At 70.1% G+C, this 18,332-nt stretch carries 14 protein-coding genes; 13 read left to right on the top strand and 1 reads right to left on the bottom strand.

Annotated features, from left to right (window positions below):
* Positions 1-315: 315 nt before the first annotated feature.
* Complete coding sequence (locus ACFXI4_RS04350) at positions 316-747, top strand: Rieske 2Fe-2S domain-containing protein (RefSeq protein ID WP_384988062.1); 432 nt, start codon at positions 316-318, stop codon at positions 745-747.
* A gap of 26 nt (positions 748-773) precedes the next feature.
* Here the strand turns inward: ACFXI4_RS04350 and ACFXI4_RS04355 are convergent, their stop codons facing one another.
* Positions 774-1,721, bottom strand: a complete 948-nt coding sequence (locus ACFXI4_RS04355; RefSeq protein ID WP_362720338.1) for a hypothetical protein — start codon at positions 1,719-1,721, stop codon at positions 774-776.
* 759 nt (positions 1,722-2,480) lie between these two features.
* Here ACFXI4_RS04355 and uvrC point away from each other — a divergent pair.
* The 12 genes from uvrC (at position 2,481) to pgi (ending at position 18,275) form a co-directional block, all read left to right on the top strand.
* Positions 2,481-4,637 carry an excinuclease ABC subunit UvrC gene (uvrC, locus tag ACFXI4_RS04360; protein ID WP_384988064.1) on the top strand — a complete coding sequence of 719 codons (2,157 nt, stop codon included), beginning with the start codon at positions 2,481-2,483 and terminating at the stop codon, positions 4,635-4,637.
* On the top strand, positions 4,634-5,680 hold the full coding sequence (rapZ, locus tag ACFXI4_RS04365) for an RNase adapter RapZ (protein WP_384988066.1): 1,047 nt from the start codon (positions 4,634-4,636) through the stop codon (positions 5,678-5,680). The genes uvrC and rapZ overlap by 4 nt, the downstream gene beginning before the upstream one ends.
* A complete protein-coding gene (yvcK, locus tag ACFXI4_RS04370; protein WP_384988068.1) occupies positions 5,677-6,744 on the top strand; it encodes a uridine diphosphate-N-acetylglucosamine-binding protein YvcK in 1,068 nt (355 codons plus the stop codon). Before rapZ ends, yvcK begins: the two co-directional genes overlap by 4 nt.
* A complete protein-coding gene (gene whiA / locus ACFXI4_RS04375; protein ID WP_360481844.1) occupies positions 6,735-7,724 on the top strand; it encodes a DNA-binding protein WhiA in 990 nt (329 codons plus the stop codon). Before yvcK ends, whiA begins: the two co-directional genes overlap by 10 nt.
* Before the next feature lie 168 nt (positions 7,725-7,892).
* Positions 7,893-10,847: a M14 family zinc carboxypeptidase gene (locus tag ACFXI4_RS04380; RefSeq protein ID WP_384988070.1), complete on the top strand. Its 2,955-nt coding sequence runs from the start codon at positions 7,893-7,895 to the stop codon at positions 10,845-10,847.
* Positions 10,848-11,121: 274 nt separating this feature from the next.
* Positions 11,122-12,132, top strand: a complete 1,011-nt coding sequence (gene gap / locus ACFXI4_RS04385; RefSeq protein ID WP_351694911.1) for a type I glyceraldehyde-3-phosphate dehydrogenase — start codon at positions 11,122-11,124, stop codon at positions 12,130-12,132.
* A 151-nt stretch (positions 12,133-12,283) separates the two neighbouring features.
* Entirely contained in the window at positions 12,284-13,495 is a 1,212-nt protein-coding gene (locus tag ACFXI4_RS04390) for a phosphoglycerate kinase (RefSeq protein WP_362722266.1), read from the top strand.
* 41 nt (positions 13,496-13,536) lie between these two features.
* Positions 13,537-14,292, top strand: coding sequence for a triose-phosphate isomerase (gene tpiA / locus ACFXI4_RS04395; RefSeq protein ID WP_362722272.1), 756 nt, complete (start codon positions 13,537-13,539; stop codon positions 14,290-14,292).
* A 94-nt stretch (positions 14,293-14,386) separates the two neighbouring features.
* Positions 14,387-14,623, top strand: a complete 237-nt coding sequence (gene secG / locus ACFXI4_RS04400; protein WP_351694907.1) for a preprotein translocase subunit SecG — start codon at positions 14,387-14,389, stop codon at positions 14,621-14,623.
* A gap of 210 nt (positions 14,624-14,833) precedes the next feature.
* A complete protein-coding gene (locus ACFXI4_RS04405; RefSeq protein WP_003976875.1) occupies positions 14,834-15,169 on the top strand; it encodes an RNA polymerase-binding protein RbpA in 336 nt (111 codons plus the stop codon).
* Between the two features lie 124 nt (positions 15,170-15,293).
* Positions 15,294-16,550 carry an MFS transporter gene (locus tag ACFXI4_RS04410; RefSeq protein WP_384988073.1) on the top strand — a complete coding sequence of 419 codons (1,257 nt, stop codon included), beginning with the start codon at positions 15,294-15,296 and terminating at the stop codon, positions 16,548-16,550.
* Between the two features lie 72 nt (positions 16,551-16,622).
* Positions 16,623-18,275: a glucose-6-phosphate isomerase gene (gene pgi / locus ACFXI4_RS04415; RefSeq protein ID WP_384988075.1), complete on the top strand. Its 1,653-nt coding sequence runs from the start codon at positions 16,623-16,625 to the stop codon at positions 18,273-18,275.
* Positions 18,276-18,332 lie beyond the last annotated feature (57 nt).

Here is an 18,332-nt window from a genome sequence, read left to right on the forward strand (position 1 = left end):
GCTTCCCTCCTCCGCATCCCGCGTTCGGGTGAGGCTTATCGGCTTCCTCCCGCGCTGCCGATGGCCTCGGCCGGGAAGTTACTCCATCCGAGACCGCCGCGTAAACGCTTACGCAAGCGTTTACGTCCATTCGAATGAACTCGCACGAGGACATGCCATCGGCTGCGGATGCCCCAAACTCACCTATGACGCCCCCGCGCCCCGACCCGCCCCGAAGCGGGATGATCCGCCCAGGTATCGTGCCACCGCCACCGGCCCCACATGCCGCTGCGACCCCACCCCACCCGACCCCATCCCACCCCGCCTGGAGCCCCGATGCCTGCCGCTCGTCCCTCCGCCAGCCGCCGTACCGTCCTGCGGGGAGCGGCGGTCACGCCGGTCGCCGGGCTCGGGCTGGCCGCCTGCTCGGCTCCCGGTGGCGGAGCCACCGCGGACGCGACGCCGACCGCTCCGGTGGACCTCGGGGCCGAGAGCGAGGTCGCCAAGGGCGGCGCGAAGCTCTACCGGGACCAGAACGTCGTCGTCAGCCGGTCCGCCGACGGCACCCTGAAGGCGTACAGCACGATCTGCACGCACGCGGGGTGCCCGATCAACAAACTCCAGGGCACGACGCTGATCTGCCCCTGCCACGGCAGCGAGTTCGACGCCGTGACCGGAAAGGTGGTGCAGTCGCCGGCCACCGAGCCGCTGAACGAACTGCCGGTCAAGGCGGCCAACGGTCGGATCGTGGCGGGGCCGGGAGCCTGAGGCCGGGCGGCTGGTTCAGCGCCGGCTCATTCCCAGTCCCAGCCGATCCCCAGCAGGCCCGGCCGTACCCGGGGCTCGACCAGGTGGACGGAGCGGTGCAGCCCGCTCAGCGGGAGGGCCTGTCGGCCACTGCGCGGGGCCGCCGCGGAGTGCTGGGCGAACCGGTGGCAGTGCGTCGGCAGCGCGTCGGCGGTGAAACGTACCTGAAGGGTGTACTGGCCGCCGGGAAAGCCGAAGTCGCGGGTGTACTCGCGGGAGACGCCCGCCGTGCCGTCCTCCACGGCGTAGCGGAAGAGAAAGGTGTCGCCGGAGCGCAGGCGGGTGCCGAAGAGCAGTTCGGCGACGAGCAGACCGGTCTCCGGGTCCGAACGGACGCGTCCGGTACGGCAGTTCTCCAGCGCGCGCACGTTCATGTGCTGCGGGGTGCAGCCGGGGTCGCCGTGGTGGACGGCCACGAAGCGGTCGACGCCGTCCCGGTGGGCGCGCACGATGTGCTGCGACTCACGGGCTGCCAGCTCGCGGTGGGCGCCGATCCGCACGCGCTCGTGGTGTCCCAGGGTGTGCAGACCGCCGTCGAGGGACCAGCCGAGCTCGGACTGCAGTCGGTCCAGGGCGTCGGAGGCCTCGATCAGGGAGCGGTAGGAGCGGGCGGCGGGGCGGCGTACGGCGGGACCCTGGTCGGCGTCGGCGAGCAGCCGGATCAGGGACTCCTCCGGGAGCTGGAGTATCTCCTCCAGCGCGCGGACGGCGCGCAATGACTCCGGGCGCTGCGGGCGACGGGCTCCCTGCTGCCAGTAGCTCAGGCTGGTCACGCCCACTTTGACCCCGTAGCGCGAGAGGTGATGCTGCACGCGCTGGAGCGGCAGCCCCCGGGCGGCGATCGCGGCGCGCAGGGCCACATGGAAGGGGCCGCCGCGCAGGGCCGAGTCCAGTTCCGCGGTGGCGACGTCCGCGTGCTGTGTGCCGTGCCGCATGCAGGAGGGCCTTTCTCTTGGGGTTCACCACGGCTGGTCAGGCCGTTGGCGCGGGTCCGGGGCCACCCCGGCGGCGTCGGGGCGGCCGCACTTGGGTACGCCGCGTCCGCAGGCCGCTGCTCACGGCCCCGAGTTCCCCCGCATTGAAGCGTGTTGACCAATCCCCGACAACACCTTCGGCCGGCCGAAGGCGCCCACCTGGCCGAGGCGTGACCCCGGCGCCGGACGGATCATGCGGGGGAGTGGGTGCCGCGGCTGTCCGGGGGATCGAGGCGGGCGCGCACGCAGGGCACCGATTTGGGGAGGAAGCCGCGCAAGGTCCGTCGTGACCGGGGCGGAGGTTCTGTGCCGGGCCGGGGGCGGGCGTGGACGGGGTGCGCCTGGCCGAAGCGTCCGGACGGCTCGCGTTGCCACCGAGGTGGCCGATTCCGAGATCCGCTTCGCGGAGCTGCTGCGGCTGCCACCGCCGGTCGCGCCGGTCCTCGCGGTCCGCCAGTCCTCGTGGTCCTGCCGATCCGCCCCATCCCGACGATCCCGTCATCCCGCGGGTCCCGTCATCCAGCCGGTCCAGCCGGTCCCGTCATCCCGCCGGTGCAGTCGGCCCCGCCGATCCGAGCCGTCTCCCCGCCGGGGGCAGCCGGTCCGCGGGTCCGCCGGCTCGATGGTCCGCTGCTCCGCCGATCTCGCAGGTCCGCCGGCCCCTCCGGGGTTGTCCACAGGCTCGTCGCGGTGTCGGTGTGCGCCAGTAGGGTGTGAGACATGGCCGACCCCTCCAGCTACCGCCCCAAGCCGGGACAGATCCCGGACACTCCCGGGGTGTACAGGTTCCGTGACGAGCACCGCCGGGTGATCTACGTCGGAAAGGCGAAGAGCCTGCGCCAGCGTCTGGCGAACTACTTCCAGGACCTGGCGAGCCTGCACCCCCGTACCCGGACGATGGTCACCACCGCGGCGTCCGTGGAGTGGACCGTGGTGTCCACGGAGGTCGAGGCGCTCCAGCTGGAGTACTCCTGGATCAAGGAGTACGACCCCCGGTTCAACGTCAAGTACCGCGACGACAAGAGCTACCCGTACCTCGCGGTGACGATGAACGAGGAGTTCCCGCGCGTCCAGGTGATGCGCGGTCACAAGAAGAAGGGCGTGCGCTACTTCGGGCCGTACGGCCACGCGTGGGCGATCCGGGACACCGTCGACCTGCTGCTGCGCGTGTTTCCGGTGCGCACCTGCTCCGCCGGGGTGTTCAAGAACGCCACCCGTACCGGCCGCCCCTGCCTGCTCGGCTACATCGGCAAGTGCTCCGCACCCTGCGTCGACCGGATCTCCCCGGAGGACCACCGCGACCTCGCCGAGGATTTCTGCGACTTCATGGCGGGCCGTACCGGCACCTACCTCCGCCGCCTGGAGAAGCAGATGATGGAGGCCGCCGAGGAGATGGAGTACGAGCGGGCCGCCCGCCTGCGCGACGACATCGAGGCCCTGAAGAAGGCCATGGAGAAGAACGCGGTCGTGCTCGCGGACGCGACCGACGCCGACCTGATCGCGGTCGCCGAGGACGAGCTGGAGGCGGCCCTCCAGATCTTCCACGTGCGTGGCGGGCGCGTGCGCGGTCAGCGCGGCTGGGTGACGGACAAGGTGGAGGACGTGACGACAGCGGCGCTCGTCGAGCACGCCCTCCAGCAGCTCTACGGCGAGGAGACCGGGGACGCCGTTCCCAAGGAGGTGCTGGTTCCGGCCCTGCCCGAGCCGGTCGAGCCGGTCCAGGAGTGGCTCGCCGGCCGCCGCGGGTCGAACGTCTCGCTGCGCATCCCGCAGCGCGGCGACAAGAAGGCGCTGATGGAGACAGTGCAGCGCAACGCCCAGCAGGCGCTCGCCCTGCACAAGACGAAGCGTGCCTCCGACCTCACCACCCGCTCTCGGGCCCTGGAGGAGATCGCCGACGCCCTGGACCTGGACAGCGCTCCGCTGCGCATCGAGTGCTACGACATCTCGCACCTGCAGGGCGACGACGTCGTGGCCTCCATGGTCGTCTTCGAGGACGGTCTGCAGCGCAAGAGCGAGTACCGCCGCTTCCAGATCAAGGGCTTCGCCGGCCAGGACGACGTGCGCTCCATGCACGAGGTGATCACCCGCCGCTTCCGCCGCTACCTTGCCGAGAAGGAGAGGACCGGGGAATGGTCGGAAGAGGACGGCTCGGTAAGCCCCCTCCCGGACGCCGACACGCTCACGGACCCGGGTACGCCCCCGGTCGCCCGTACCATCCCCGTCTCCAGCACCGACGGTGACGACGCCAACGGCCCGGTCAACGGATTCAAGGATGACGACGGCCGTCCCAGGAAGTTCGCCTACCCGCCCCAGCTCGTGGTCGTCGACGGTGGCCAGCCCCAGGTCGCCGCGGCCAAGCGGGCGCTCGACGAGCTGGGCATCGACGACATCGCCGTCTGCGGCCTCGCCAAGCGTCTCGAAGAGGTCTGGCTGCCCGAGGACGACGACCCCGTGGTCCTGCCCCGCAGCAGTGAGGGTCTCTACCTGCTCCAGCGCATCCGTGACGAGGCGCACCGCTTCGCCATCACCTACCAGCGCACCAAGCGCGCCAAGCGCTTCCGCTCCGGTCCGCTGGACGACGTACCGGGGCTCGGTGAGGCCCGCAAACAGGCGTTGATCAAGCATTTCGGCTCGGTGAAGAAGCTGCGGTCCGCCACAATCGAGCAGATCCAGGAGGTGCCCGGGATAGGCCGCAAGACGGCCGAGACCATCGCCGTGGCCCTCGCCCAGGCGGCCCCGGCCGCGCCTGCCGTGAACACGGCGACCGGAGAGATCATGGATGACAGGGAAGACGAGGTGCCCGAGACGACGGCGGACGCCTCGGGGGAGCCCGTATCCGCGGGTGCCCCGGACGATCGGGGGCAGGAGAGATGACCGAGCGCGACGCAGAGCACACAGCCCGACGAGATCCGGCGTTCAGCGAAACGCAGGGCGCGTCCCAGGAGACGCCCGACGAAGCGGGCCAGGATCAGCCGCAGCAAGCGGAGGCGGAAGCGGTCCAGGAAAACGGAGCAGAAGTGAGTACGGATGCCACACCGGCGGGGGTGCCCGAGGCGGCCATCCCCGAGCTGGTGATCATCTCCGGCATGTCGGGAGCGGGCCGTTCGACGGCGGCCAAGTGTCTGGAGGACCTCGGCTGGTTCGTCGTGGACAACCTCCCGCCGGCCCTCATCCCCACCATGGTCGAGCTGGGTGCCCGCTCGCAGGGCAACGTGGCCCGGATCGCGGTCGTCGTCGACGTGCGCGGCCGGCGCTTCTTCGACAATCTGCGCGAGTCCCTCGCCGACCTCGACAGCCGGGGCGTGACCCGCCGGATCGTCTTCCTGGAGTCCTCGGACGACGCGCTGGTCCGCCGCTTCGAGTCGGTGCGCCGCCCGCACCCCCTCCAGGGCGACGGCCGGATCGTGGACGGCATCGCCGCCGAGCGCGAGCTGCTGCGCGAGCTGCGCGGGGACGCGGATCTGGTGATCGACACCTCCAGCCTCAACGTGCACGAGCTGCGCGCCAAGATGGACGCCCAGTTCGCCGGCGAGGAAGAGCCCGAGCTGCGGGCCACCGTGATGTCGTTCGGCTTCAAGTACGGCCTGCCCGTCGACGCCGACCTGGTCGCCGACATGCGGTTCCTGCCCAACCCGCACTGGGTGCCGGAGCTGCGCCCGTACACCGGCCTCAACGAAGAGGTGTCGGCGTACGTCTTCAACCAGCCGGGCGCCAAGGAGTTCCTCGACCGGTACGCCGAGCTGCTGCGGCTGATCGCGACCGGGTACCGGCGCGAGGGCAAGCGTTATGTGACCATCGCCATCGGCTGCACGGGCGGCAAGCACCGCTCGGTCGCCGTCTCCGAGAAACTGGCCGCCCGTCTGGCCGCCGAGGGAGTGGAGACCGTAGTCGTGCACCGGGACATGGGGCGCGAGTGACCGGACGCTCTCCACGGCTGACCAGGCTGCGCCGGGGCGTGCCCGAGTCCCGCTCGGGCCGCCCCGTCGAGGCCCGCGGCGCCAGGCCGCGCCGCCGCGGTACCCAGCCCAAGGTGGTCGCGCTGGGCGGTGGCATGGGTCTGTCCGCCTCGCTCGCCGCGCTGCGCCGGATCACCGGCGACCTCACCGCCGTCGTCACCGTGGCCGACGACGGTGGCTCCAGCGGGCGCCTTCGTGACGAACTCGGCGTGCTTCCTCCGGGTGATCTGCGCAAGGCTCTGGCCGCGCTGTGCGGTGACGACGACTGGGGCCAGACCTGGGCCCGGGTCATCCAGCACCGCTTCCAGTCCAAGGGCGACCTGCACGAGCACGCCGTCGGCAATCTGCTGATCGTCGCCCTGTGGGAACAGCTCGGGGACCACGTCCAGGCCCTGGACCTGGTCGGCAAGCTGCTCGGCGCGCACGGGCGGGTGCTGCCCATGTCCGCCGTTCCGCTGGAGCTGCAGGCCCTGGTCAAGGGGCATGATCCGGAGCGGCCGGAGGAGGTGGACATCGTCCGGGGGCAGGCCACGGTGGCCCTGACGCCCGGCGAGGTGCAGTCCGTGCACCTGGTGCCGCACGACCCGCCGGCCGTGCCGGAGGCAGTCGCGGCGGTCCGGGACGCGGACTGGGTGGTGCTGGGCCCGGGGTCCTGGTTCTCCTCGGTGATCCCGCACCTGCTGGTCCCCGATCTCCTCGACGCGCTCACCGAGACGAAGGCCCGTAAGGTCCTCTCGCTGAACCTCGCGCCGCAGCCGGGTGAAACCGAAGGCTTCTCACCGCAGCGTCATTTGGAGGTTTTGGGGCGACACGCCCCTAAACTCGCCCTGGACGTGGTGCTGGCCGACGAGGCCGCCGTGCCCGACCGTGACTCGCTCACCGAAGCCGCCAAGCGGCTGGGAGCCGCGGTCGAGCTGGGCCCCGTGGCCCGGACCGACGGATCACCCCGGCATGATCCGGAGCTGTTGGCCGCCGCGTACGACCGTATTTTTCGGATGCATGGAAGGATCGGCCCATGGCGATGACGGCAGCGGTGAAGGACGAGATCTCCCGGCTACCCGTCACCCGGACCTGCTGCCGGAAGGCGGAGGTCTCCGCCATTCTGCGGTTCGCGGGCGGCCTCCACCTGGTGAGCGGGCGCATCGTGATCGAGGCGGAGCTGGACACCGCGATGGCGGCCCGGCGCCTCAAGCGGGACATCCTGGAGATCTTCGGTCACAGCTCCGAGCTGATCGTGATGGCACCCGGCGGGCTGCGCCGCGGCTCGCGCTATGTGGTGCGTGTGGTCGCGGGCGGTGATCAGCTGGCCCGGCAGACCGGGCTCGTGGACGGACGGGGCCGCCCGATCCGGGGCCTGCCCCCGCAGGTGGTCTCCGGGGCGACCTGCGACGCGGAGGCGGCCTGGCGCGGAGCCTTCCTGGCGCACGGCTCGCTGACCGAGCCCGGCCGGTCGTCCTCCCTGGAGGTGACCTGCCCCGGTCCGGAGGCCGCGCTCGCGCTGGTCGGCGCGGCCCGCAGACTGTCCATCGCCGCGAAGGCCCGTGAGGTGCGCGGGGTGGACCGGGTGGTGGTCCGGGACGGTGACGCGATCGGCGCCCTGCTGACCCGCCTCGGCGCGCACGAGTCCGTGCTGGCCTGGGAGGAGCGCCGGATGCGCCGCGAGGTGCGGGCCACCGCGAACCGCCTCGCCAACTTCGACGACGCCAACCTGCGCCGCTCCGCGCGCGCGGCCGTCGCGGCCGGTGCCCGGGTCCAGCGGGCCCTGGAGATCCTCGCCGACGAGGTGCCCGAGCACCTCGCGGCGGCCGGCCGGCTGCGGATGGAGCACAAGCAGGCCTCCCTGGAGGAACTGGGCGCGCTCGCCGACCCGCCGCTCACCAAGGACGCCGTCGCGGGCCGGATCCGCCGGCTGCTGGCGATGGCCGACAAGCGTGCGTCCGATCTGGGCATCCCGGGCACCGAGGCCAACCTCAGCGAGGAGATGGCCGACAACCTCGCAGGCTGAGTCACCGTCAGCACCCCGGTGCCGGCGGCCCAAGCGGTCGCCGGCACCGGGATTTGCGTCTCTTTTAGGCCACCGTGAACTATCCGTGAGGTGCCCTTGACTCGATCATGGAGTGTCATGAGCCTGGCAGAGGTTCGCCGCCGTGGCGGACCACTGCTAGGGGGGTTCATGAGACACAGAGCGAGATCGATCCTCGCTGTCGGCGCGCTCCTGATCGGCGGAGCCGCACTCGCACCCATGGCGCAGGCGCAGACCGGGGGTTCGGCGAAGCCCGACCCCGACGAGGTCAAGGTCTTCCGCGCCGACGTCACCAAGAAGCAGATTCCCCTGCTGCTCAAGGCCGGCCAGGACGGCCATGAACTCGGCGACCAGGTCACCGGATCCGGCAAGACCGAAGTCGAGCTCTATCTCACCGGCGGGCAGGCCCGGACCCTGGAGAAGCAGGGCGTCGAGCTCACCGAGCACACGCTGTCGGCCAAGGCGGAGACGCGGGTCGCGGACGCCTCCCAGGGCGTGTTCCGCCCGTACAGCGGCAGCGGCGGGCTCAAGGAGGAGATCCTGCGGACCGCGCAGGCCAACCCCGGCCTCACCAAGGTGGAGTCCATCGGCAAGACGGTCTCCGGCCAGGACGTCCTCGCGCTCAAACTGACCAAGGGCGCGAAGAGCTCCAAGGACGGTTCCAGGCCCGCCGTGCTGTACGTGTCCAACCAGCACGCCCGCGAGTGGATCACGCCGGAGATGACCCGCCGGCTGATGCACTACTACCTGGACAACTACGGCACCGACAAGCGCATCAAGAAGATCGTCGACTCGACCGAGCTGTGGTTCGTGCCGTCCGCCAACCCCGACGGTTACGACTACACCTTCCAGAACTCCGACACCCGCCTGTGGCGCAAGAACCTGCGGGACGTCAACGGCGACGGTGTCATCAGCACGGGTGACGGCGTCGACCTCAACCGCAACTTCGGCTACAAGTGGGGCTACGACGACGAGGGCTCGTCGCCCAACCCCACCAGTGAGACCTACCGCGGCGCGAGCCCCGAGTCCGAGCCCGAGACCAAGGCGCTGGACAACTTCGAGAAGCGGGTCGGGTTCACGTACGGCATCAACTACCACTCGGCCGCCGAACTCCTCCTCTACGGGGTCGGCTGGCAGGTGGCCACCCCGACCCCGGACGACGTCCTCTACAAGGCGCTGGCCGGCACCCCGGCCAACCCGGCGATCCCCGGCTACCACTCGCAGGTCTCCTCGGAGCTGTACACCACCAACGGAGAGGCGGACGGCCACGCGTCGAACGTCAACGGGATGGCGATGTTCACCCCCGAGATGTCGACCTGCCAGACGGCCTCGGACATCGACCCGAACGACGCCTGGAACGCCGCCGACTGCCAGTCGGTGTTCAACTTCCCGGACGACGAGACGCTGATCCAGGACGAGTTCGCGAAGAACATCCCGTTCGCGCTCTCCGTCGCCGAGACCGCCGCCCACCCCGACCAGCCGGTCTCCTCGGTCGGTCTGAGCGCCGCGGACTTCACCCCGGCCGCGTTCTCCACCTCGTACTCGCGCGGCGCCGACCAGGAGGTCTCCGTCGTCGTCCGCAAGGCGATCCGCGACAAGGAGGTCAGGTACCGCGTCAACGGCGGCCGCACGGTGGACAGGACGCTGAAGGCATGGAAGGGCGGCGACACCTACGGCGGTGACGACAACCTCTACTTCGACGAGTACCGGGCCAAGGTGAAGGACGGCGACCCGGGCGACAAGGTCGAGGTGTGGTTCACCGGGGAGACGAAGAGCGGCAAGAGGGTCTCCAGCGCGCACTTCACCTACACCGTCGCCGAGCGGCAAAAGGCCGACACCCTGGTGGTCGCCGAGGAGGGCGCCAAGGCCACCCAGGCGCAGACCTACGTCGACGCGCTGAAGGCGGCCGGACACAAGGCGGTCGTCTGGGACGTCGCCACCCAGGGCGCGCCCGACGCGCTCGGCGTGCTGAAGCACTTCAGGACGGTCGTCCACTACTCGGGGACGAGCGGCCCCGGCAACGACACCCAGCTCCAGCTGCGCGCCTACCTCAACGAGGGCGGCAAGCTGATCGAGGCGGGCGAGCTGGCCGGCGGCAGCGTGAACCTCGGCGACGGCACCCCGTCCAACGACTTCAGCCAGTACTACCTGGGCGCCTACTCCCGCACCTCGACCCCCGGCGCCACCGGCTTCACCGGCTCCGGCGCGCTGAACGGCTCCGGCGGCGCCCTCAGCGGCACCTCCGCCAACCCGCTGGACAGGGCCGGTACCTACGCGGTCACCTCCGACGAGCTCTCCGCCGACACCTACCCGCAGTTCGCCAGTGCGGGCGCGGGCCAGTTCGCCGGGACCGTCAACCCGTACGGGCCGTACTCGGGGTCGTACATGGCCGCCGCGGTCCACACCGACGACGCCTACAAGCGCCTCACCCGCACCGTCGACCTCACCGGTGTCACCGCGGCCGACCAGCCGGCCCTGAGCGCCCGGCTGCTCTGGGACACCGAGCCCGGCTACGATCACGCGGTGGTCGAGGCGCACACCGTGGGCGCCGACGACTGGACGACCCTGCCCGAGGCGGGCGGTGCCACCAAGGACACCGTGCCGAGCGAGTGCGGGGCCGGGTTCCTGATCGCCGAGCACCCCTGGCTCAAGCACTACCTGACCATCGCGGACGGCCAGTGCACCGCGAGCGGCAGCACCGGCTCCTGGCACAGCCTCACCGGCAGCTCCGCCGGCTGGCAGTCCGTGAAGTTCGACCTGAGCGCCTACGCCGGGCGGACCGTGCAGGTCTCCATCGGCTACATCACCGACCCGAGCAGCGGCGGACACGGCGTCCTCGTCGACGACGCCGCGCTCCTGACCGGCTCCACGGCCACCGGGACCGAGGGCTTCGAAACCTCCCTCGGCCCCTGGACCGTCAGCGGACCGCCCGCCGGCAGCCCGGCCGTCCTGAAGGACTGGGAGCGCACCGGGGCCCTGTTCAAGACCTATGGAGCCGTCACCACCGACCGCACCGTGCTGCTCGGTTTCGGCCTGGAACAGGTCACCTCGGCCGCCGATCGTGCCGCCTTGGTGAAGAAGGCGTTGACGGCACTCGACAACTGACCCCGACGGCATTCGACATGTGAGCCGACCCGCTCACGAACGAGTGACAACGGGCTGAAACGCGGTCGGCATTCCCTGACAAAACGGTGTGATCCGACCCTCGTTCCGAGGCGGTCCGTACCCCTACTGGCGGGTACGGACCGCCTCGCCGTGTATGGGGCGTCTGGATGTCACCTCGGGAGCCTCAGGGAGGTAGGGTCGTGGTTGGTCGGGGACATCCCAAATACAGCTCGCCGGCACCGCATGGCCGGCGTACCAACGAGGAGATCGGTTCGTGACGATCCGCGTAGGCATCAACGGCTTCGGCCGTATTGGTCGCAACTACTTCCGCGCTCTGCTGGAGCAGGGTGCTGACATCGAGATCGTGGCTGTCAACGACCTGGGTGACACCGCGACCACCGCCCACCTGCTCAAGTACGACACGATCCTTGGGCGTCTCAAGGCCGAGGTCTCGCACACCGCCGACACCATCACGGTCGACGGCCACACCATCAAGGTCCTGTCCGAGCGCAACCCCTCGGACATCCCGTGGGGCGAGCTGGGCGTCGACATCGTCATCGAGTCGACCGGCATCTTCACCAAGAAGGAAGACGCCGCCAAGCACATCGCGGGCGGGGCGAAGAAGGTCCTCATCTCGGCTCCGGCCAAGGACGAGGACATCACCATCGTGATGGGCGTCAACCAGGACAAGTACGACCCGGCGAACCACCACGTCATCTCCAACGCCTCCTGCACCACCAACTGCGTGGCGCCGATGGCGAAGGTCCTCGACGAGAACTTCGGCATCGTCAAGGGTCTGATGACGACGGTGCACGCCTACACGAACGACCAGCGGATCCTGGACTTCCCGCACAAGGACCTGCGTCGCGCGCGTGCCGCCGCCGAGAACATCATCCCGACCACCACCGGTGCCGCGAAGGCCACCGCCCTGGTCCTGCCGCAGCTCAAGGGCAAGCTCGACGGCATCGCGATGCGCGTCCCGGTCCCGACCGGCTCGGCCACCGACCTGGTCGTGACGCTGCAGCGCGAGGTCACCAAGGACGAGGTCAACGCCGCGTTCAAGAAGGCCTCCGAGGACGGCGACCTGAGCGGCTACCTGGCGTACACCGAGGACGAGATCGTCTCCTCGGACATCGTCGGCGACCCGGCCTCCTGCACCTTCGACTCCTCCCTGACCATGGTCCAGGAGGGCAACACGGTGAAGATCCTCGGCTGGTACGACAACGAGTGGGGCTACTCCAACCGCCTCGTCGACCTCACGGTCTTCGTCGGCAACCAGCTCTGATCGGCACAGCAGGCACCGCGATGCGGTAGCAGGGCTCGGGCAGCGCACCGTCGCGCCGCCCGGGCCCTGACGCACGTAAGGATCGACCCGGCGTCTACGGTTCGATCAGCCCTCGTACGACCAAGAGCCCTCCTGTAGGAGTCCCCAACCCATGAAGACGATCGACGAACTCCTCGCCGAAGGGGTCGACGGCAAGCGGGTCTTCGTCCGCGCCGACCTCAACGTGCCGATGTCCGACGGCCTCATCACCGACGACGGCCGTATCCGTGCCGTCCTGCCCACCGTCAAGGCGCTGGCCGACGCGGGCGCCAAGGTGGTCGTCGCCTCCCACCTGGGCCGCCCCAAGGGTGCCCCGGACCCCAAGTTCTCCCTGCTCCAGGCCGCCGAGCGGCTCGCCGAACTCCTCGGCGCCCCGGTCGCCTTCGCCCAGGACACCGTCGGCCCCGCCGCCCACGACGCGGTGAACGGCCTGCAGCCCGGCCAGGTCGCCGTCATCGAGAACCTGCGCTTCAACGCGGGTGAGACCTCGAAGGACGACACCGAGCGCGGCGAGTTCGCCGACCAGCTGGCCGCCCTCGCGGACGTCTACGTCGGCGACGGCTTCGGCGCCGTGCACCGCAAGCACGCCTCCGTCTACGACCTCCCGGCCCGGCTGCCGCACTACGCCGGCTACCTGATCGCCACCGAGGTCGGCGTCCTGAAGAAGCTCACCGAGGACGTCCAGCGCCCGTACGTGGTGGTGCTCGGCGGCGCCAAGGTCTCCGACAAGCTCGCCGTCATCGACGAACTGCTCGGCAAGGCCGACCGCATCCTGGTCGGCGGCGGCATGGTCTACACCTTCCTGAAGGCCAAGGGGTACGAGGTCGGCAGCTCCCTCCTCCAGGAGGACCAGCTCGCCACCGTCACCGAGTACCTGGAGCGCGCCGAGAAGACCGGCGTGGAGATCGTCCTGCCCGTCGACACCCTGGTGGCTCCCGAGTTCCCGGACCTGTCGGGCAAGGCTCCGTCCCACCCCGAGACGGTCGCCGCGGACGCCATGCCGGCCGGCCAGATGGGCCTGGACATCGGCCCGGAGACCGGCAGGCTGTACGCCTCGAAGCTCGCCGACGCCGCCACCGTCTTCTGGAACGGCCCCATGGGCGTCTTCGAGCACCCCGACTACGCCGCGGGCACCCGGGCGGTCGCCCAGGCTCTCGTCGAGTCCAAGGGCTTCACCGTCGTCGGCGGCGGTGACTCCGCAGCCGCCGTGCGCATCCTCGGCTTCGACGAGAACGCGTTCGGACACATCTCGACCGGTGGCGGCGCCTCCCTCGAATACCTCGAGGGCAAGACGCTCCCCGGCCTCGCCGCACTGGAGGACTGACCTACATGGCTGAATCTATTTCTTCTGGGCGCACGCCGATCATGGCGGGCAACTGGAAGATGAACCTCAACCACCTCGAGGCCATCGCGCACGTCCAGAAGCTCGCCTTCGCCCTGGCCGACAAGGACTACGAGGCCGTCGAGGTCGCCGTCCTGCCGCCCTTCACCGACCTGCGGTCCGTGCAGACCCTGGTCGACGGCGACAAGCTCAAGATCAAGTACGGTGCCCAGGACCTGTCGGCGCACGACTCCGGCGCGTACACCGGCGAGATCTCCGGACCGATGCTGGCCAAGCTGAAGTGCACGTACGTGGCCATCGGCCACTCCGAGCGCCGGCAGTACCACGCCGAGACCGACGAGGTCGTGAACGCCAAGGTCAAGACCGCCTACAAGCACGGTCTGACCCCGATCCTGTGCGTCGGCGAGGAACTGGAGGTCCGCGAGGCGGGCAACCACGTCTCCCACACCCTCGCCCAGGTCGAGGGCGGTCTGAAGGACGTCCCGGCCGAGCAGGCCGAGTCCGTCGTGATCGCCTACGAGCCCGTCTGGGCCATCGGCACCGGCAAGGTCTGCGGCGCAGGGGACGCCCAGGAGGTGTGCTCCGCGATCCGCGGCAAGCTCGCCGAGCTGTACGGCCAGGAGCTGGCCGACCAGGTCCGCATCCAGTACGGCGGCTCCGTCAAGGCCGGCAACGTGGCCGAGATCATGGCGCAGGCCGACATCGACGGTGCACTGGTGGGCGGGGCCTCGCTGGACGCCGACGAGTTCGTCAAGATCGTGCGCTTCCGCGACCAGTGAGTATGCGGTAAGCGGGATCCGTCGTACCCTTGCGGGGCACAGCTCTGTAGCTGTGCCCCGCAGTCCATCCGTATCCGAGGAAGTTGGTCCAGCCGTGGTTTTGGGGTTCTCGATCGCCCTGATCGTCTTCAGCCTGCTGATGATGCTGCTGGTGCTGATGCACAAGGGCAAGGGCGGCGGTCTTTCCGACATGTTCGGTGGCGGCATGCAGTCCTCCGTCGGCGGCTCCTCGGTCGCCGAGCGGAACCTGGACCGGATCACCGTGGTGGTCGGTCTGCTGTGGTTCGCGTGCATCATCGTCCTCGGCATGCTGATGAAGACGAACAGCTGATCCGCGACTCGCACACACGCACAATCCGCACGTAAGGCCCCATGTTCGGTACGCGCACCTGAGCGCGGCCTATCATGGGGCTTGCGTCTAGGTGCGGGGGCGGTAACTCCCAACACTGGACGCGCGTTGGGCCTTACGTAGACTGAGGCGCTCGCAACGAAGCGACACGCCGACTCGCTTCGCGGCACCATCACGCAGGGAGTTACGACCGTGGCAAGTGGCAACGCGATCCGAGGTAGCCGGGTCGGGGCGGGGCCGATGGGCGAGGCCGAGCGCGGCGAGTCCGCGCCGCGTCTGCGCATCTCCTTCTGGTGCTCCAACGGGCACGAGACGCAGCCGAGCTTCGCCAGCGACGCGCAGGTGCCCGAGACCTGGGACTGCCCGCGCTGTGGCTTCCCGGCCGGTCAGGACCGGGACAACCCGCCGGACCCGCCGCGCACCGAGCCGTACAAGACGCACCTCGCGTATGTGCGGGAGCGGCGCAGCGACGCGGACGGCGAGGCGATCCTCGCCGAGGCGCTCGCCAAACTGCGGGGCGAGATCTAGGAGTTGAGACCGGCCGGGTGCCCGAGGGTGCCTGGCCGGAGTGGCCTTCGCGGCCGGGCACCGGGCCGTTGTCAGTGGTGTCCTCTACGGTTTGCGCATCGGCGAATCGTGAAGGGGGGCGGTGATGACGGCGGAGGAGTGGGCGCCCGCGTGGCGCGGGGGATTCGGACGGCTGTGGACGGCCGCCGTGGTCTCCCGGTTCGGGGACGCGTTACGGACGTCCGCGCTGCCCCTGCTGGCCGCGCGCCTGACCGACGCCCCCCTCGCCGTCGCCTCGGTGACCGCCTGTGGCTATGTGCCGTGGCTGCTGTTCGGGTTGCTCGGCGGCGCCTTCGCGGACCGGGTCGACCAGCGGCGCGCGATGTGGGCCGTCGACACCGTACGAGGGCTGCTGGTCGCCGCCTTCGCGCTCGCCGTGGGACTTGGCCACGCCTCGATCCCGTTGCTGCTCCTGCTCGCCTTCGCACTGACCACGCTCCAGACGCTCTTCGACAACGCCTCCACGGCCCTGCTGCCCTCCCTGGTCGACCGGCGGACCCTGGGCGGGGCCAACGCCCGGCTGATGACCGGACAGCAGATCGCCGGCGGTCTGCTCGGCGCCCCGCTGGTTCCACTGCTCCTGGCCGGCGGTGCGTTCCTGCCCTTCGCCGCCGACTCGACCACCTACCTGGCGGCCGCCCTCCTGGTCGCCTCCCTGCGGACACCGCCGCCGGAGCGGGCGCCACGCCCGGCCGGCAGCACCCTGCGCACCGAGATCGGCGAGGGCCTGCGCGCCCTGTGGCAGGACCGCGCCCTGCGCGCCACCTGCGTCGCCACCCTGCTCTGCAACATCGGCATGGGCGCCCTGATCGCCACCCTGGTGCTGCACGTCACGCGCTGGCTGCACGCCGGTACGGCGGGATACGCCGCGGCCATGACCGCCTACTCGGCGGGCAGTATCACCGGCGGCTTCCTCGCCCAGCGCATCGCCCGCCGCACCGGCCGGGTGCGGGCCCTGCTGGCCGCCGGGACCGTCCAGGCGTCGTCGCTGCTGCTCATGGGCACGGTCCGGCACCTCGGTGCGCTGGTGGCCGGCATGCTGCTGCTCGGCGCGATGAACATGGTGTGGAACGTCAACCAGGTCACGCTGATGCAGCAACGCGCCCCCGAGTCGATGACCGGCCGGATCGCCGCCGCCTTCCGTACCTGTTCCACGTCCGGCGCGCCGCTCGGCGCGCTCCTCGGCGGAGTGGTCGCCGGGGCGTACGGCCTGAACGGGCCCGCGCTGCTCGCCGCTGTCCTGTTCGCTCTGGCCGTCACCTCGCTGATACCCGTGCGCAAGCCGGACGTACCTGTTGTTGCGCCACGGGACGGCGCGACGACAGGCCGCGTCCCACGCTGATCAATTAGGTTGGAACGGCAGCGGGGCAGGGACGCAACAGGACAGGTGCAAGGAAGAAGGCTGAAGTCGCACATGAACGCAGACGGCCGTACCAGGCTCAACCAGACGCCCGAGTGGACCGCGCTCGCCAAGCACCGGGAGGAGCTCGCCGACACCCATCTGCGAGACCTGTTCGCGGCCGACCCGGCGCGCGGCACGGGCTACACCCTCCAGGTCGGTGATCTCCACATCGACTACTCGAAGCACCTGGTCAACGACGAGACGCTGCGGCTGCTGCGCGAGCTGGCCGCCGCCACCGACGTCTTCGGCCTGCGGGACGCCATGTTCCGCGGCGAGAAGATCAACGTGACCGAGAACCGCGCGGTGCTGCACACGGCGCTGCGCGCCCCGCGTGACGCGGTGATCGAGGTCGACGGCGAGAACGTCGTACCGCAGGTGCACGCGGTCCTGGACAAGATGAGCGGTTTCGCCGACCGGGTCCGCTCCGGTGCCTGGACCGGCCACACCGGCAAACGCATCAAGAACGTGGTCAACATCGGCATCGGCGGTTCCGACCTCGGTCCCGCGATGGCCTACGAGGTGCTGCGCAGCTTCACCGACCGCGGCCTGACGGTCCGCTTCGTGTCCAACGTCGACGGCGCCGACCTGCACGAGGCGACCCGCGACCTGGACGCGGCGGAGACGCTGTTCATCATCGCCTCCAAGACGTTCACGACGATCGAGACGATCACCAACGCGACCTCGGCCCGCAACTGGCTGCTCGGCGAGCTGAAGGCCGGCCAGGACGCCGTGGCCAAGCACTTCGTGGCCCTGTCGACCAACGCCGAGAAGGTCGCCGACTTCGGCATCGACACGGAGAACATGTTCGGGTTCTGGGACTGGGTCGGCGGCCGTTACTCGTACGACTCCGCGATCGGGCTCTCGCTGATGATCGCCATCGGCCCGGACCGCTTCCGCGAGATGCTCGACGGCTTCCACCTGGTCGACGAGCACTTCCGCACCGCCCCCGCCGAGTCCAACGTCCCGCTTCTGCTGGGGCTTCTGGGTATCTGGTACGACAACTTCCACGACGCCCAGACGCACGCGGTGCTCCCGTACAGCCACTACCTGTCGAAGTTCACCGCGTACCTCCAGCAGCTGGACATGGAGTCCAACGGCAAGCACGTGGCGAGGGACGGCAAGGAGGTCGAGTGGACCACCGGCCCGGTCGTCTGGGGCACGCCCGGCACCAATGGGCAGCACGCCTACTACCAGTTGATCCACCAGGGCACCAAGCTGATCCCGGCGGACTTCATCGGCTTCGCCGAGCCGGTCGCCGAGCTCAGCGGTGAACTCAAGGCGCAGCACGACCTGCTGATGGCGAACTTCTTCGCCCAGACGCAGGCGCTCGCCTTCGGCAAGACCGCCGAGGAGGTCCGCGCGGAGGGGGTGCCCGAGGAACTGGTCCCGCACAAGACCTTCAAGGGCAACCGCCCGACGACCACCGTCCTCGCCCGTGAACTGACCCCGTCGGTCCTCGGCCAGCTCGTCGCCCTCTACGAGCACAAGGTGTTCGTCCAGGGCGCCGTCTGGAACATCGACTCCTTCGACCAGTGGGGAGTGGAGCTCGGCAAGGTCCTCGCCAAGCGCGTGGAACCGGCGCTGACGGAGGGCGCCGAGGTACCCGGCCTCGACCCGTCGACGACGGCTCTGGTGGCCAAGTACCGGGAGCTGCGCGGGCGTTAGCCGTAGTCCGGAACAGCCCGGAAACGCAAGAGCCCGTACGGTCGCGACGGACCGTAC

It is taken from the genome of Streptomyces sp. NPDC059224 (genome assembly GCF_042754285.1).
Lineage (GTDB): Bacteria > Actinomycetota > Actinomycetes > Streptomycetales > Streptomycetaceae > Streptomyces.